The sequence below is a fragment of the Streptomyces sp. NPDC093149 genome (genome assembly GCF_044754145.1).
GTDB lineage: Bacteria > Actinomycetota > Actinomycetes > Streptomycetales > Streptomycetaceae > Streptomyces.
This window is the reverse complement of record NZ_JBIVON010000006.1, coordinates 206,380-221,586: the sequence shown is the minus strand read 5'-3', so window position 1 is coordinate 221,586 and position 15,207 is coordinate 206,380. Positions and strand designations below refer to the sequence as shown.

The following is a 15,207-nucleotide window of genomic DNA, read 5'->3' as shown; positions in this document are numbered from 1 at the left end:
TTGATACTCGTAGCGGGTTCCGGTGGTCGTGGCTCTGCCACCGACCGACACAGCGATGGACCGGCCGCCCGCGGTGACGACCTCGGTCAGCCCCTGACCTGCGGGGCCGCCGTCATGGCCGGGCCGGCCACCGGACATCAGTTCCCGGCCGGGCGCACCAGGTCGCTCGGGTCGGTGTTCGCCCCGCACAGCACCACGGCGACTCGCTCGCCCTCGTGCGGCCGGTAGCCGCGGCTCGGTGCCGTCGGCCCGTTCGCAGGGTCCGGAGCGGTGAGCGCGGCCAGTGCGGTGGCGGCGGCGTGCTCGACGGCGACGCGGCGGTCGTCCCACAAGGCCTGGCGGGCGCGGACGATTTCGCCGTCCGGCACCAGGACGGAGCGGACGTCGTCCCGGCGGGCGGCGTGCAGGGCCAGGGCGGTGGCGCGGCGGGCGCCGAGGGCGTCGACGGCGACCGAGTCGACGGGGACGTCGACCGGGCGACCGGCCTCAATGGCGGCGTTCAGGGCCCGGCAGTTCTCCGGCTCGACGGCGACCGTACGGATTCCGTGATGCTGAGCGGCGGTGGCGACACCGGCGAACAGGCCGCCCCCGCCGACCGAGACCACCACGGTGTCCAGACCGGGGATCCGGGCGTGGATCTCTTCCAGCAGGGTGCCGGCCCCGGCGGCGATCAGCGGGTGGTCGTACGCGTGGGCGGCGAGCGCCCCGGACGAGGCAGCGAAGTCCCCACATGCTTCCAGGGCTTCGGCGTACTCCGCGCCGACCACGCGCACGTCCGCCCCGAGGTCGCGCAGCCGGGCCACCTTCACCGCCGGGGCGACGGTCGGCAGGAACACCGTGGCGCGCACGCCCTGCTGCCGGGCCGCCCACGCGCAGGCGAGCCCGGCGTTGCCGCCGGAGGCGATGGTCAGGCCCGCGTCCGGCAGGGTGCCGGCTTCGCGGTGGGCCTGGATGAAGTTCTGCGCGCCGCGCGCCTTGAAGGAGCCGGTGTGCTGCATGAACTCCAGCGCGAACCAGACCTCGCAGTCGGACCGGGCGCCGAGGTGGCCGCCCTGAGCTGTGCGGATCGTTCCCGGGTCGACGGGGGCGACGGTGACCGGGCGGACGTGCCCGGCGATTCGGTCGGTGGCGGCCTTGATGTCGTCGTACGTGAGCTGGTGCACGTCGTTTGCTCCTGCCGGGAGAGGATCGAGGCCGGTGACGAGCCGGCCGGTGGAACGGTTCGGGCCTCCGGACCCGGAACGATGCGCGTTCAGGATGCCTTGACGGCCTCGACGAACGGGGTCCAGGCGGACGCGGGGATGACGAGGGCCGGTCCTTCGGGGCGCTTGGAGTCGCGGACGGGGACGACGCCGGGGTGACCGTCGGCGACTTCGAGGCAGTTGCCGCCGCTGCTGTTGCTGTGGCTGCTCTTGCGCCAGGTGGCGAACCCCTCGGCGACTTCGAGGCAGTCGCCGCCGGAGGAGTTGCTGTGGCTGCTCTTACGCCAGGTGGCGGCGTTCAAGTCGAATTGGTTGCGCACCATTTCGATAGTCCTCTGCCGCTTTTTCGATCATGGCGAGGGATGCCTCCGGCGGCGAGGCGGCGGCCCTCAGGAGATCGTACGACCTTCGATACTGCTTCACGAGGCTCGGATCGTCGACGGTATTTCCATGGTGCTGGCCCTCCGTGTAGACCAGTGGAGGCGCGTCCGCGAAGTCCAGCACCATGGCGTTGCCCAGCATCAGGGCGTGTGCTCCCGTGTTCCACGGAAGGATCTGCGTAAAGATCCGGCCCCGCTTGGTGAGCGCGGCGATGTGATCGAGCTGCTCGGCCATCTGCTGCGATGGCAGGATCGGCAGGCGCAGCAGGGACTCGTTCAGGACGACCCAATACTGCGGTGTTCGATGACTGGCTTCGAAGAGCTGCGCCCGTTCCAACCGTGCGTTGACCTTCTCGTCGGTTTCCTCCGGGAGTTCCGGCAGCCGCTCGGCGCAGATCACGGCCCGTGCGTACGGCTCTGTCTGTAGCAGGCCGGGAAAGACAGACGGTGACCACTCCTCGATGGACTCGGCGTGCTTCTCCGCCTCCAGCACGCGCTCGAAGTACTCCGCGTGCCCCTTGCGCCGGGCCTTTCTCACGTCCTCGCACCGCCGCTGGAAGAACCCGTCCGTCCCCAGCACCCTGTCCACATGCTGTGCCAGATCCACCGGCATCCGGCGATGGCCGTGCTCGATCTCGCTCAGGTACGTGATGCCGTAGAAGCTGCCGTCCACCAGCTTCTCCAGGGTCAGGCCCGCTTCCTCCCGTTTGAAGCGAAGCTCCTTGCCGTAGAACTGCGGGACGCCCGCCGAGCCGTCGATCTCCTTGCGCGTAGCCACTCTTGACCACCTTTCGCGCTGTGCGTTGTGGAGCGGGAAACCCTTTCAAGGTAGAGCTCCGTGCGGCAGCGTGTGAGGGGTTCGTCACAGTGTGCAACGAAAGGTGGACGGCCCCTCATGGACGACTCACAGGTCATCCCCGACCACGACATCGGCCCGGCCATCGACGCGCTCCGCGCCGCGCTCACGGCGCACGGCATCACCCTGCCCTCGCTGGGTGTCGACCCGTTGACGCTCGCCTGGTGGGCGCCCCGGACGCCGCTGGTCGCGCTCGGCAACTGCAATGCGGCCACCGCGCGTCGGCTGGCCGAGGCGCTGCGTACGGCGGCCGGTGGATGAGCCCGCTGCCGATCGCGGTGGACCTGCTCGCGGTGCCGAAGGCCGTACCGGAGGTGCGGCACATCCTGCGGGAGCGGTGCGGGGGTGCGGACTCGCCCGATCTGCTGCTCTGCGTCAGTGAGTTGCTGACCAATGTGATCGTGCATCTCGGCGAGGGAACGCCGGTCACGCTCCGGGTCAGCGGCACGTGCACCGGTCGTGTCCGCGTCGGGCTGAGCGATCCCGAACCGTGTGCCTGGCCGGCGATGCGGAGCGCGGCGGGCGGTGACGAGTCGGGGCGGGGGCTGGCGCTCGTGGACGCGTTGGCGCTGCGGTGGGGGGTGGACCGAGGGGTGCGGGGCAAGACGGTCTGGTGCGAGCTGCCGACGCCCGCGGGGTGGGACCGGGCGGTGGACGAGCCGGTCACCGCCGGTTCCGGGGGAGCGGGGCCGACCGCGTAGAGCCGGGCCCCCGTCCGCAGGCGGTACGTGCCCCGGTCAGCGACGTGCCAGGGCCGCGACCTCCTGGCCGAAGCCCACCACCAGTCCACCGCTCGGTGTCACCGTCACGGCACGCACTTCCGAGGGGAACAGCAGCTCCGGGCCCATCTGCCGGCCGGCCGGCAGGTCCCAGAACCGGACCGTGGCGTCGTCGCCGCCGGTGACGGCGACCGGACGGCCCTCGAATGCGGTGACAGCCACGGCCCTGACCGGACCGGTATGTCCGGTGAGCAGGCCGTCGAGCCGGCGCGCGGCGAGGTCCCACATCCGCACCGTGCCGTCGTGGCAGCCGGTGACCGCCACCGGGCGGTCCCCGACCACGGCCGCCGCCACGGACAGGCCCCAGTCGCCTCCGGCCAGCGGCTCGCCGACGGGCTCCCCGGCGGCGAGGTCCCAGATCCGTACCGTCTCGTCCTTGCCGGTGGTGACGGCGAGGGGGCGGTCGTCGACCACCGTGGTCGCCACTGCCCACACCCAGCCGGTGTGCCCGGTGAGAGGTTCGCCGAGCGGTTGCTGTGTCGTCAGGTCCCACAGGCGAACGGCCTTGTCCCATCCGCATGTCACGGCGACGGGCCGCTTCTCCAACGTGGTGACGGCCACCGCCGTGACCGGCAGGGTGTGACCCTGGAGAGCGCCCACCTGGCGACCGGTGGCGGTGTCCCACAGGTGGACCAGTGTGTCGCAGGCCGTGAGGGCGACGGTGCGCCCGTCCAGCTCCGCGGTCGCCAGGGCCTTCATCGGCCGGGTGTGCTCGGCCAGGACGCGGCCGGTGCTCACGACTGCACCTGTGTCCAGGTCCCACGCCCGTACCGCACCGTCGTCGCCGCTGGTGACGGCCATCGGACGCCCTTCGGCCACTGCCGTCGCCGCTGCCCTCACCGGCCGGCGGTGGCCCGCGACGGGTGAACCCGACAGATCGCCGGGGCCCAGCCCCACCACCTCGACCGTCATGTCCTCGAAGGTGACGAGGACGACCGGCCGACCGTCCACCTCCGTGGTGGCCACGGCAAGGATCGTGGAATCCGCACCGTGGCCCAGATCATCCAGTACCTCCCCGGTGGCGGGGTCCCACACCTCCAGGGTGGGGGAGGGGTCGCACTCGTCGAGCCAGCCGGCAGTGACGACGGCCGTCCGGCCCTCGACCAGTGTGGTGGCGATCACGCTGACGCTCTGCTGCTGGGGCCCCGTGCGGGCCTTCTTCATCGGTTTCCGCGAGGCGAGATCCCACCGGCGCAGTTTCCCGTCGGAGCCTGCGGTGAGGGCGATCGGGCGGCCCTCCACCACGGCGGTCGCCACCGCACGCGCCTCCCGGTCCTCGCCCGTGTCCAGCGGACCGACCGGCCGTCGAGCGGCCAGGTCCCACACCTGTACGGCCCGCTCCTTCTCGTCCCAGCCCGTGGTGACGGCGACGGTCCGGCCCTCCACCACCGCGGTGGCGACACCGGTCACGGCCCCCTGGGATCCGGTGAGGGGCTCCCCCAGCAGCGCACGCGCGGCAAGGTCCCAGACCCGCACCACGCCGTCCCGGTCGCCGCTCACGGCTACCGGGCGGCCGTCCACCATCGCGGTGGCCACGGCGCACACCGCGCCGCTGTGGCCGGTGAGGGGCTCACCGACGCGACGGCCGTCAGCCAGGTCCCACACCTGAACCGTCCTGTCCTGGCCACCGGTCACGGCAACGGCGCGGCCGTCCACGAGGCAGACGGCCACAGCTGTGACGCCGGACCTGTGTCCGGTGAGCGGTGCGCCGACCTGCCGACGGGTGGCGAGGTCCCAGATCCGTACCGTCCCGTCGGCGCTCCCGGTGACGGCGACGGCCCGGCCTCCCAGCACCGTCGCCGCCACCGCCGCCACCTCGCCGGTGTGGCCGGTCAACGTGTGCAGCGACCGGTCGGCCCGGTGCAGTCGGCCGCCGGAACCGGTGGCCCAGTCCACCACCCAACGGACGTCGGGACCTCCCGCGACCGGCACGTCGGAGATCCGTCGGGACAGCTCCCGGTCGCCGAACCGTGCCGCGGCCAGGGCCAGCAGGTCGCGTCGCCTGTGCGGGCTCGCGTCACGGCGGGGGTCCTGGTCCGACAGTCGGTACACCGCCGCGGCCAGCCGCGCCGCAGGGCTCACCGCCTGGTCCAGCAGCGCGTGGACGTCTTCCGGAGCCCCCCGTACGAGGAACGCCGGGTCCGACAGCCGGGCGTCCACCTCCGCAGCCTCGGCCAGCACAGCGGCGAACCGCTCAGTCCCGTTCAACGGTGAACACTCCCATCTCCATCCGCTCGTCGCCCGAGCGGTCGTACGAACTCAACACCGCGACTCCTGCCGGGAATTGCGGGAAGCGGGCGCGGAGACATCGGCCCGGCGGGCGCCCGCGCCAGGAAGTTTCGCCGCATCCGAAGGGTTCGTACAACAGTTCGCCTCACAGGTTCTTGTGATGCTCCTCACGCGGCAGAGGACGGCCCGGATCACCGAGCGGCGCCGGTCCGCCCCTCGGGCCCGTGCGGGTGAGGGGCGGGCCGACGAAGGGTGTTCACCGCAGGGTGAGCAGGGTCTCGGACCGGATGCGGGTCAGCTTCGCCGGGTTGCGGACGTAGTAGAGGCCGGTGATGCGGGCGTTCTCGACCCGGGGTGCCAGGACGCCGTCGATCTCGCCGTCCAGGCGCATCACGAGTGCGGGGCTGCCGTTGACCACGGCGGGGCCGACGGTGAGTACGCCTGTGGCCTTGCCCGAGCCATGGACGATGAAGCGGGCCACCTTGTCGGCGCCGATGACCGGCCGCCGCGCGGCCTGCTTGACGCCGCCGCCGTCACTCATCAGGACAACCTCGGGGGCGAGCACGTCGAGGAGGCCCTGCAGGTCCCCGGTTTCGAGCGCGCGCCGGAACGACTCCAGTGCCGCCCGGGTCGCGCTCGCCGAGACCGCCGCACGGGGGCGGCGGGCGTCGACGTGACGGCGGGCGCGGTGCGCGATCTGGCGGACGGCCGCGGGACTCTTGTCGACGGCGGCGGCGATCTCGTCGTAGTCGACGTCGAAGACCTCGTGCAGCACGAAGACGGCGCGTTCCGTCGGCGACAGGGTTTCGAGGACGAGCATCAGGGCCATCGACACGCTCTCGGCGAGCTCGACGTCCTCGGCCACGTCCGGCGCGGTGAGCACCGGTTCGGGAAGCCAGGGGCCGACGTACGTCTCCTTGCGGCGTGACAGCGCGCGCAGGCGGTTGAGCGACTGGCGGGTGGTGATCCGGACCAGGTACGCGCGCTGGTCGCGTACCTGCCCCGGGGCGACCCCGACCCACCGCAGCCAGGTCTCCTGGAGGACGTCCTCCGCGTCGGCCGCCGATCCGAGCATCTCGTAGGCGACGGTGAAGAGCAGGTTGCGGTGGGCGACGAAAGCCTCGGTCGCCGGGTCGGTGGCGTGGTCGTCGCGGTCGTCGTGGTCGTCGTTCACGTCTCGCCTCTCTTCAGCTCTCTGCCACCGGCTCTCAGGCCGCCCGCCCGACGGTGGCCGGTGCCTTGTCGCGTTCGGGCCGCGGAGCGCTCTTGCGTGCCTCGTTCGCCAACTGCTTGACGGTGTACTTGCAGACGAACTCCTTGAGCTTCGCACCGGGGCGGCCGGCCAGGTAGAACGGGTTCGCGTGGTCGTCCAGGGAGGCGAACTGGAAGATCCCGGTGCGACGGCCCAGGCTGATGCACTGGCCGGCGAACCGCAGGTTGAGGGGCGCGGGCCGCTCGCCCGCGATCCGGCTGAGCACCGTGCGGGCGGCGCGTATGCCCAGCTGGCCCGCGGCCTGGCAGCTCATCCGGAACGGTGCGTCCGCCGGTGCCGCCGCGTCCCCGGCCGCGACGATGCGCGCGTCGTCCACGCTCGTCAACGTCTCGTCCGTGAGCAGACGGCCCACGGCGTCGGTGCTCAGCCCGCTGCGGGCGGCCAGGTCCGGAACGCCGAATCCGGTGGCCCAGACGGTGACCCGGCTGGGGAGTTCGCGGCCGTCGTCGAGCCGTACGGCATCGCGGGTCACGGCCGCCACCCTCGCGCCGGGGCCTTGGAGCACGGTCACACCGAGTTCGGCGAGGGTCCGGGCGACCGAGCGCCGGCCCCGGGGGTGCAGATACGGGCCGAGCACCTGGCCGCAGACCAGGGTCACGGCGCGGCCCTCCTCCGCCAGTTCGGCGGCGGTCTCGATGCCGGTCGGACCGGAGCCGACCACGGTCACCGGGGCCGACGCGGGCGCGGCGTCGACGACCGGCCGCAGCCGCCGCGCCTCTTCCAGAGTGGCGATCGGGTGGGCGAACTCCGCCGCGCCGGGCACGTCCGGTTCGGCGCTGCCGCTGCCCACCGCGTAGATCAGGTAGTCGTAGCCGACCGTGCCGCCGGTCGTCAGTGCCACGCTGCGCCCGGCCGCGTCGATCGTCGCCACGCTGTCGACCATCAGCCGGATGTTCTCGGCCAGGACTTCCCCGTAGTCGACGACCGCGTCATGGGTGCCGCCGACCAGTTGGTGGAGGCGGATGCGTTCGACGAAGTCGGGGCGCGGGTTGATCAGCGTCACGGACACGTTGTCGCCTTGTGCCAGGCGATTGGCCGCGGTGACGCCCGCGTAACCTCCGCCGATCACGACCACGTCGGTGTTCTTGTCCATGTTCTTGTTCATGGTGTCTCCGTCCGTTGCCCGGTTTCGGCATCAAGACACCGGACGGAGGTTCACTGTGACACGGCGTGAGCCAGATCACTCGCGCGGGAGCGGGAGCGGGAGCGGGAGCGGGGACGGAGACGGGTGCGGAAGCGGGGACGGGCGCGGGGACAGGAACGGGAGCGGGAGCGCGGGTCGGCGCGGGGTGGCCGCTTCGTCCTTCCCCGCCGCGGGCGGTTCTCCTACCGCGGCGGCAGGGGCGGACGCCGCCGGTCCGGGACGTCGTCGTACGTCGGCGGGGTCGCCGCCGGATGCGCGGCGAGCAGGTCCAGCGCCACCCGCACCCCGTCGTCCAGTACCGCGTACCTTCCCTCGGCCCAGTCGAGCGGGGTGCGCAGCGCCTCCAGGTCCGGTTCGACGCCGTAGTTCTCGATCGACCAGCCGTACGTGTCGAACCAGGCCGCGTTCATCGGCACGGTGATCACCGTGCCGTCGCCCAGCCGGTGCCGCCCGGTCATGCCGACCACGCCGCCCCATGTCCGCTGGCCCACCACCGGGCCGAGCTTCAGCAGCCGGAACACGGCGGTGATCATGTCGCCGTCGGAGGACGTCGCCTCGTCGGCCAGGGCGACCACCGGGCCACGGGGTGCGTTGGAGGCGTAACTGACCGGCTGGGCGTTGCGGGTCAGGTCCCAGCCCAGGATCGTGCGGGTGAGCTTCTCCACCACCAACTCGCTGATGTGACCGCCCGCGTTGCCGCGCACGTCGACGATCAGGGCCGGGCGGGAGACCTCCATGCGCAGGTCCCGGTTGAACTGGGCCCAGCCCGAGCCGCCCATGTCGGGGATGTGCAGATACCCGCACTTGCCGCCGCTCAGCTCCCGTACGACCTCACGGCGTTTGGCCACCCAGTCCTGGTACCGCAGGGGGCGTTCGTCGACCAGCGGGACGATCGCGACCCGGCGCGAGGGGCCTGCGCCGTCGGCGGGCCGGAAGGTGAGTTCGACCGTGGTGCCGCCCGCCGCGGCGAGCAGCGGGTACGGGCCGGTCACCGGGTCGACCGGGCGGCCGTCGACATGGGTGAGGACCGCGCCCTCCCGGATGCCCGTACCGGCCAGCGGGGAACGGGCCTTGGAGTCGGAGGAGTCGCCGGGCAGGATGCGCCGGATCGTCCAGTCGCCGTCCCGGCACACCAGGTTCGCGCCGAGCAGCCCGATCGCGCGCTGGTAGTGCGGAGGGCCCTCGTTGCGGCGGGCCGGTGCCACGTACGCGTGCGAGGTGCCCAGTTCGCCCAGGACCTCGCGCATCAGGTCGGCGAACTCGTCGGGGGAGGCGACCCGTTCGACCAGCGGGCGGTACTGGTCGAGCACACCGTCCCAGTCGATGCCGCACATGTCCGGTTCCCAGAAGTACGCGCGGATGATGCGGCCGGCCTCCGCGTAGGCCTGCCGCCACTCCGCCGCGGGGTCGACGTCGTGCAGGATGCGGCGCAGGTCGATGTAGACCGTCGTGTCGCTGTCGGCGATCTCGGTGGCGGGGACGGCGCGCAGCTCGCCCTCGTCCACCACGACCAGCCGGGTCGCGTCGCCGCTGACCGCGAACGAGTCCAGATGTCCGACGAGTTCGGTCTTCCTGGCCTTGGAGATGTTGAAGTGTTCGAGCGTGGGGCGGCCCGACATGTCCGCCGGGTTGGCGAACGTCTCGCCGAGCGCGCCCGAGATCGGCCAGCGCAGCCAGACGAGTCCGCCGCCGCTCACCGGATGCAGGGCCGAGTACTTCGACGCGGAGACCGGGAACGGCGTCACGCGGTTCTCCAGCCCCTCGAACTCCACCGTGACCGTGGACGGCCCCTCGCCCGTGACGGCTTCGACGACGTCGTCGGCAGGGTCGAGACCGCCTGCCGCCGGGCGCCCCTCCGGGGACAGGGCGAACGGGGAGGGGGTCGCAGAGGAGAGCGGCACCAGGTAGGGGCGGCAGCCCAGCGGAAAGGAGAGGTCCCCGGTGTGCACGTCGTACACCGGGTCGAAACCCCGCCAGGAGAGGAAGGCGAGGTAGCGGCCGTCACCGGTGAAGACGGGATTCTCGTCCTCGAAGCGGCCGTTGGTGACGTCGACGATCACCGGCGATCCCGTCCCGAGGATGCGGGCCAGTTTGATCTGGCGCAGCGACCGGCCGATCCCGGGGTGGGACCAGGTCAGCCAGGCGCCGTCCGGGGAGAACGCCATGTCACGGACGGGGCCGTTGATGGAGCGGATCAGTTCCACGGGCTCGCCCGTGGATGTCTCCTCGTCGGTGTCCAGGAGCAGCAGCCGTCCGTCGTTCGTGGCGACGGCGAGGCGTTCGCCGTCCGGGTCGGCGATCAGTTCCTGGACCCTGCCGACCTGTCCGGAGGCCAGTCGGCGCGGCTCGCGGTCGCCGCTGGCGCGCGGCAGGTACGCGATCTCGATGGCGTCCTCGCCCTCCGCGTCCGTGACGTAGGCGACCTGGCCGCCGCTGCCGAGCATCTCGGGCAGCCGGACCCGGACCCCCGGGGTGTCGGCGATCGTCCGGGCGGGGCCGTCGCGGTGGGTGAGCCAGTACAGGCTGCCGCGTACGCAGACGGCGCTGGCCCGGCCCGTCTCGTCCACGGACAGCGAGTCGACGTTGGTGGCGGCCGGCACCTGGTACGTACGCCGTCCGGCGCGCGGACCGCCGAGCCGTACCTCCAGCTTGCGCGGCACCGCGTCGGGCGACGCCAGGTCGTCCACCAGCCATACGTCGCCCGCGCACTGGTAGACGACCCGGTGGCCGTCGCTGGAGGCGTGCCGGGCGTAGAAGGCGTCGTGGTCCGTGTGGCGGCGCAGATCGCTGCCGTCGGGCCGGCAGGAGTACAGGTTGCCGACGCCCTCGTGGTCGGAGAGGAACGCGATCCGGCCGCCGACGAACATGGGCGAGTCGAGGTGTCCGCCGATGTCCGGGAGCAGCCGCTTGCCGTGCAGCCACAGCCGGCCCATGGCGCCGCCCCGGTACCGCTTCCAGGAGGCCGGTTCGTGCGGCGGTTTGCCGGTCAGCAGCAGGGTGCGCCGCTCGCCGTCGATGTCGGCGACGGCGATGTCGGAGACGGGCCCCCAGGGCAGCTTGCCGCCGGGGCTGCCGTCGGTGGGGACGGTGTAGGCCCAGGAGATGTGCGCGAACGGCTGGTTGTGCGAGGACACGGCGAGGATCTGCGAGGCGTCCCCGGGGTCGGGGGTCCAGCCGCAGACCCGGGCGTCCGTGGATCCCCAGTAGGTGAGCCGGCGCGCCGGGCCGCCCTCGACCGGCGCGAGATGGATCTCGGGGTCGAGGCTGCGCCAGGTCGTGTAGGCGATCCTGGTCCCGTCGGGCGAGAACCGGGGATGGCTGACCCTGGTCCGGTCGACGGTCACCCGCCAGGCACGGTCGGGCCGCTGCCCCTCCGGGGCGAGGGGGGCGACCCAGAGGTCGTCCTCGGCCGCGAAGCAGAGCAGATCGTCGTGGATGTGCGGGAAACGGAGATACGCGACGTCGTCACTCACCCTTCAATGCTTTCCGCGTGCGTGGGCCCCGGCAACTTGTGGTGCGGAACACAAGCGAAACGATTTCGTTTCGCTGGGCGGGCGGGGTACCGTCGATGTGTACGAAACAGTTTCGTTCGATTGACTGATGTACGAGACCGAGAAGCGGGAACGAGAGGTCGGCACATGGCACGCACCCGGCTCACGCCCGAGCGTGAGGGCGAGCTGTACGCCGCCGTGCTCGACCTGCTCCGCGAGGTCGGCTACGACGCCCTGACCATGGACGCCGTCGCCGCCCGTACCCATGCCAGCAAGGCCACCCTCTACCGCCAGTGGGGGAGCAAGCCCGAGCTGGTCGTCAAGGCCCTGCGGCACAACAAGCCGGTGTCCCTCGCGGAGATCGACACCGGATCGCTGCGCGGTGACTTCCACGCCGTGCTGAGTCGCAGCGACGACTGCCAGATGGAGAAGAACTCCGCGCTGATGCGGGGTCTGAGCCATGCCGTCCACGACAATCCCGATCTGCTCCAGGCCCTGCGCGAACTGCTGATCGAGCCGGAGATGACCGGCCTCGACACGCTGCTGCGCCGAGCCGTGGACCGGGGTGAACTGCGTCCGGACCATCCGGCGCTGAAATACGTACCGCACATGCTGGTCGGCGCCTTCACCGCCCGGCATCTGGTCGAGGACCGCCCCGTCGACCAGGCGTTCCTCACCGACTACGTCGACTCCGTGATTCTCCCCGCTCTCGGAGTCTGACCCCTCCCGTCCCCTTCGCGCGATCCGTCCCCTTCGCGCGGCCCTCTCCCCAAGCCCTACCTGACACGCCGCTCTCGTCGTCGGGCTGGTTCCTCACGCCCATTTCCACTCACACGACCTGACCGGGAGTACGCCTCCGTGGCCACATTCCTCTACAAACTCGGACGGCTCGCCTTCCGGCGCCGCCGCTATGTCGCCCTGATCTGGGTGGCACTGCTGGCCCTCGCCGGATTCGGCGCGGCCTCCGCGTCCACCGCCACCTCCAGCTCCTTCTCCATCCCGGGTACGGAGGCGCAGAGGGCCTTCGACCTGCTGGAACAGCGCTTCCCCGGCGGTAGTGCCGACGGCGCGACCGCGCGTGTCGTCTTCAAGGCGCCCGACGGCCAGAAGATGACGGACCCGGCGAACAAGGCCGAGGTGAACAAGATCGCCGGCGAGCTGAGGTCCGGCTCGGACCAGATCGCCTCGGTCACCGATCCGTACACCGGGAACGCCGTCAGCAAGGACGGATCCACGGCGTACGTCTCCGTGTCCTACAAGGTCAACTCCATGGAGCTGACCGACGGGACGCGCAGCGCCCTGGAGGACGCGGGCCACGCGGCGCAGAAGAGCGGCATGACCGTGGAGATCGGCGGTGACGCGCTCCAGGCGATGCCGGAGACCGGGGTCACCGAGATCATCGGTGTCGCGATCGCCGCGGTGGTGCTGGTCATCACCTTCGGCTCGCTGGTCGCCGCCGGACTGCCGCTGCTCACCGCCCTGATCGGGGTCGGCATCGGGGTCTCGACGATCACGGCGCTCGCGAACGTGCTCGACCTGGGCTCCACCACCTCCACCCTCGCGATGATGATCGGCCTCGCGGTCGGCATCGACTACGCGCTGTTCATCGTCTCCCGCTACCGCGCCGAACTGGCCGAGGGCCGGGAGCGCGAGGAAGCTGCCGGGCGGGCCGTCGGCACGGCCGGTTCCGCGGTCGTCTTCGCCGGTCTCACCGTCGTCATCGCGCTGGTCGGCCTCGCCGTCGTCAACATCCCGATGCTCTCGAAGATGGGCTTCGCCGCGGCCGGCACGGTCGCGATCGCCGTCCTCATCGCGCTCACCCTGGTCCCGGCCATGATGGGCTTCGCGGGCAAGCGGGTCATGGGACGCAAGGCGCGCAAGGCCGCCGAGGCCGAGAACCGGCCCGAGGCGAAGCCGAACATGGGCACCCGCTGGGCGCGGTTCGTGCTGCGCAGGCCGGTGTGGGTGCTGCTGGTCGGCGTCCTCGGCCTCGGCGCGATCGCCGTACCGGCCGCGTCCCTGGAGATGGGCCTGCCCGACGACGGCTCCCAGCCCACCAGCACCACCCAGCGGCGCGCCTACGACCTGCTCTCCGACGGCTTCGGCCCCGGGTTCAACGGGCCGCTGATGGTGGTCGTCGACACCGCGCACAGCTCCGACGGCAAGACCGCCGCCAAGCAGGTCTCCGACGAGATCTCCGGCATGCGGGGCGTCGTCGCCGTCACCCCGGCCCAGTTCAACAAGGCCGGCGACACCGCGATGATCACCGTCGTCCCGAAGGACCGGCCGAGCTCCACCGAGACCGAGAACGTGGTCCACGCCATCCGTGACGCGGGCAAGGACATCAAGTCCGACACCGGCGCCGAGGTCCTGGTCACCGGTTCCACGGCGATGAACATCGACTTCTCGCAGAAGATGAACGACGCGCTGCTGCCGTATCTGGCGCTCGTCGTCGGCCTGGCGTTCCTGCTGCTGATGCTCGTCTTCCGGTCGGTGCTGGTGCCGCTGAAGGCGGCCCTCGGCTTCCTGCTCTCGGTCGTGGCGGCGCTGGGCGCGGTCGTCGCGGTCTTCCAGTGGGGCTGGCTCGGCTCGCTCTTCGGTGTCGAGCAGACCGGCCCGATCATGTCCATGATGCCGATCTTCATGGTCGGTGTGGTGTTCGGTCTGGCGATGGACTACGAGGTCTTCCTCGTGACCCGGATGCGCGAGGCGTACGTCCACGGCGAGAAGCCCGGCCAGGCGATCGTCACCGGCTTCAAGCACGGCGCCCGGGTCGTCACGGCCGCGGCCGTGATCATGATGGCGGTCTTCGCCGGCTTCATCGGCTCCAGCGAGCAGATGATCAAGATGATCGGCTTCTCGCTCGCCATCGCCGTCTTCTTCGACGCGTTCGTGGTCCGGATGGCGATCGTGCCCGCGGTCCTCGCCCTGCTCGGCAGGCGCGCCTGGTGGCTGCCGCGCTGGCTGGACCGGCTCCTGCCGAACGTGGACGTGGAGGGCGAGGGGCTGCGCGAGCAGCTCGGCGAGAAGCCCGACGCCGAGGGCGAGCGTGAGCCGGCCCTCGTCTGAGAGCCTGCCGGGTGACCTCGGATCGGATGGCGGGTCCGGCGTCCCGGACGTGCGGTCCGGGACGCCGCGGCCGGGGCGCGGAGCCTTCGGGGTCCGGGGCCGGCCCGTAGAGCCTCCGGGGTCCGCGTTTGAGCGGAGCGCGGCCCCGGACGCGCCGGTTGCCTGTGGGGACGGGGGACCGGGGCAATGACGGAAGCCCCCGTGCGAGCGGCACGGGGGCTTCTGTCATGCGTGTGCGTGTGTGGGTGTGGGTGTGTGTGGGTGTGGGAACGTCAGGTGCGCGTCGCGTCCGCTCCGGGTCACGCCGGTGCGTGGGTGCCGACTCCCTCGTCGTCGACGTTCTCGTCGTGCGTACGGTGCAGGAACCGGATCAGCGGCGCGTTGTCGAACTGCACCACCTCCACGCCCTCCTTCGAGCGGATCTCCACGACCAGCTGGGTCCGTCCGCACGGCCACACCCGGATCCCGCCGCGTTCGGCGGGCGAGAGCAGACCGCGCTCCAGCAGATCGCGGCTGAACGACCAGTCGATGCCGCCGGGGAAGGCGACATGGACGGTGCGCGGGTCCTCGTCGGCGTCGTACAGCAGGTCGACCGGCACCGCTGGGAGGTCGGGGGTGTCATTGACGAGCCAGGCTTCGGCCTGCTCATGGATCACAGGGGGCATGGGCCGACTCCTCCTTTTGTCCACCTTCGCCATCCAATGTCGCATATTTTCCACGAACGGCGCGGCGAGGCCAGCTGTGACGTACCCGCTCTTGCGAAGCGTTTGCAACAAGGCCCTAT

General features: G+C 71.5%; 12 protein-coding genes. 4 read left to right on the top strand and 8 right to left on the bottom strand.

Features of this window, described 5'->3' with window-relative positions; translation table 11 throughout:
• Nucleotides 1–137 precede the first annotated feature (137 nt).
• The 3 genes from ACIQCZ_RS20180 to ACIQCZ_RS20170 form a co-directional block, all read right to left on the bottom strand.
• Entirely contained in the window at nucleotides 138–1,163 is a 1,026-nt protein-coding gene (locus ACIQCZ_RS20180; protein WP_402283819.1) for a threonine/serine dehydratase, read from the bottom strand.
• 89 nt (nucleotides 1,164–1,252) lie between these two features.
• Nucleotides 1,253–1,525: a DUF397 domain-containing protein gene (locus ACIQCZ_RS20175; protein WP_402283818.1), complete on the bottom strand. Its 273-nt coding sequence runs from the start codon at nucleotides 1,523–1,525 to the stop codon at nucleotides 1,253–1,255.
• Nucleotides 1,482–2,360 (bottom strand): helix-turn-helix domain-containing protein, encoded by an 879-nt coding sequence (locus ACIQCZ_RS20170; protein WP_402283816.1) that lies wholly within the window; start codon nucleotides 2,358–2,360, stop codon nucleotides 1,482–1,484. Before ACIQCZ_RS20170 ends, ACIQCZ_RS20175 begins: the two co-directional genes overlap by 44 nt.
• Before the next feature lie 117 nt (nucleotides 2,361–2,477).
• Here ACIQCZ_RS20170 and ACIQCZ_RS20165 point away from each other — a divergent pair, with 117 nt between their 5' ends.
• Both ACIQCZ_RS20165 and ACIQCZ_RS20160 read left to right on the top strand, forming a co-directional pair.
• A complete protein-coding gene (locus ACIQCZ_RS20165; RefSeq protein ID WP_402283815.1) occupies nucleotides 2,478–2,699 on the top strand; it encodes a hypothetical protein in 222 nt (73 codons plus the stop codon).
• The gene (locus ACIQCZ_RS20160) at nucleotides 2,696–3,139 is read left to right on the top strand and encodes an ATP-binding protein (RefSeq protein ID WP_402283813.1); all 444 of its coding nucleotides are present in this window, start codon (nucleotides 2,696–2,698) and stop codon (nucleotides 3,137–3,139) included. The genes ACIQCZ_RS20165 and ACIQCZ_RS20160 overlap by 4 nt, the downstream gene beginning before the upstream one ends.
• Before the next feature lie 36 nt (nucleotides 3,140–3,175).
• Here the strand turns inward: ACIQCZ_RS20160 and ACIQCZ_RS20155 are convergent, their stop codons facing one another.
• From ACIQCZ_RS20155 to ACIQCZ_RS20140, 4 genes are all read right to left on the bottom strand, one after another.
• On the bottom strand, nucleotides 3,176–5,425 hold the full coding sequence (locus ACIQCZ_RS20155; protein WP_402283811.1) for a WD40 repeat domain-containing protein: 2,250 nt from the start codon (nucleotides 5,423–5,425) through the stop codon (nucleotides 3,176–3,178).
• 277 nt (nucleotides 5,426–5,702) lie between these two features.
• Nucleotides 5,703–6,620, bottom strand: a complete 918-nt coding sequence (locus ACIQCZ_RS20150; protein ID WP_402283810.1) for an RNA polymerase sigma-70 factor — start codon at nucleotides 6,618–6,620, stop codon at nucleotides 5,703–5,705.
• Between the two features lie 34 nt (nucleotides 6,621–6,654).
• Nucleotides 6,655–7,812 carry an NAD(P)/FAD-dependent oxidoreductase gene (locus ACIQCZ_RS20145; RefSeq protein ID WP_402284177.1) on the bottom strand — a complete coding sequence of 386 codons (1,158 nt, stop codon included), beginning with the start codon at nucleotides 7,810–7,812 and terminating at the stop codon, nucleotides 6,655–6,657.
• 233 nt (nucleotides 7,813–8,045) lie between these two features.
• Complete coding sequence (locus ACIQCZ_RS20140; RefSeq protein WP_402283808.1) at nucleotides 8,046–11,336, bottom strand: S41 family peptidase; 3,291 nt, start codon at nucleotides 11,334–11,336, stop codon at nucleotides 8,046–8,048.
• Nucleotides 11,337–11,501: 165 nt separating this feature from the next.
• On the opposite strand from ACIQCZ_RS20140, the gene ACIQCZ_RS20135 reads away from it, so the two are divergent.
• Both ACIQCZ_RS20135 and ACIQCZ_RS20130 read left to right on the top strand, forming a co-directional pair.
• Nucleotides 11,502–12,074 carry a TetR/AcrR family transcriptional regulator gene (locus ACIQCZ_RS20135; RefSeq protein WP_402283806.1) on the top strand — a complete coding sequence of 191 codons (573 nt, stop codon included), beginning with the start codon at nucleotides 11,502–11,504 and terminating at the stop codon, nucleotides 12,072–12,074.
• Nucleotides 12,075–12,212: 138 nt separating this feature from the next.
• Nucleotides 12,213–14,423 carry an MMPL family transporter gene (locus ACIQCZ_RS20130; protein ID WP_402283804.1) on the top strand — a complete coding sequence of 737 codons (2,211 nt, stop codon included), beginning with the start codon at nucleotides 12,213–12,215 and terminating at the stop codon, nucleotides 14,421–14,423.
• Between the two features lie 299 nt (nucleotides 14,424–14,722).
• Here ACIQCZ_RS20130 and ACIQCZ_RS20125 read toward each other — a convergent pair whose 3' ends face one another.
• Nucleotides 14,723–15,088, bottom strand: coding sequence for an SsgA family sporulation/cell division regulator (locus tag ACIQCZ_RS20125; RefSeq protein ID WP_402283803.1), 366 nt, complete (start codon nucleotides 15,086–15,088; stop codon nucleotides 14,723–14,725).
• Nucleotides 15,089–15,207: the final 119 nt, after the last annotated feature.

What these genes read in the sequence shown, in the direction of transcription:
- ACIQCZ_RS20135 (WP_402283806.1), top strand. Translation starts at nt 11,502, where the DNA reads ATGGCACGCACCCGGCTCACGCCCGAGCGTGAGGGCGAGCTGTACGCC.
- ACIQCZ_RS20165 (WP_402283815.1), top strand. Translation starts at nt 2,478, where the DNA reads ATGGACGACTCACAGGTCATCCCCGACCACGACATCGGCCCGGCCATC.
- ACIQCZ_RS20175 (WP_402283818.1), bottom strand. Translation starts at nt 1,525, where the DNA reads ATGGTGCGCAACCAATTCGACTTGAACGCCGCCACCTGGCGTAAGAGC.
- ACIQCZ_RS20125 (WP_402283803.1), bottom strand. Translation starts at nt 15,088, where the DNA reads ATGCCCCCTGTGATCCATGAGCAGGCCGAAGCCTGGCTCGTCAATGAC.
- ACIQCZ_RS20145 (WP_402284177.1), bottom strand. Translation starts at nt 7,812, where the DNA reads ATGGACAAGAACACCGACGTGGTCGTGATCGGCGGAGGTTACGCGGGC.
- ACIQCZ_RS20160 (WP_402283813.1), top strand. Translation starts at nt 2,696, where the DNA reads ATGAGCCCGCTGCCGATCGCGGTGGACCTGCTCGCGGTGCCGAAGGCC.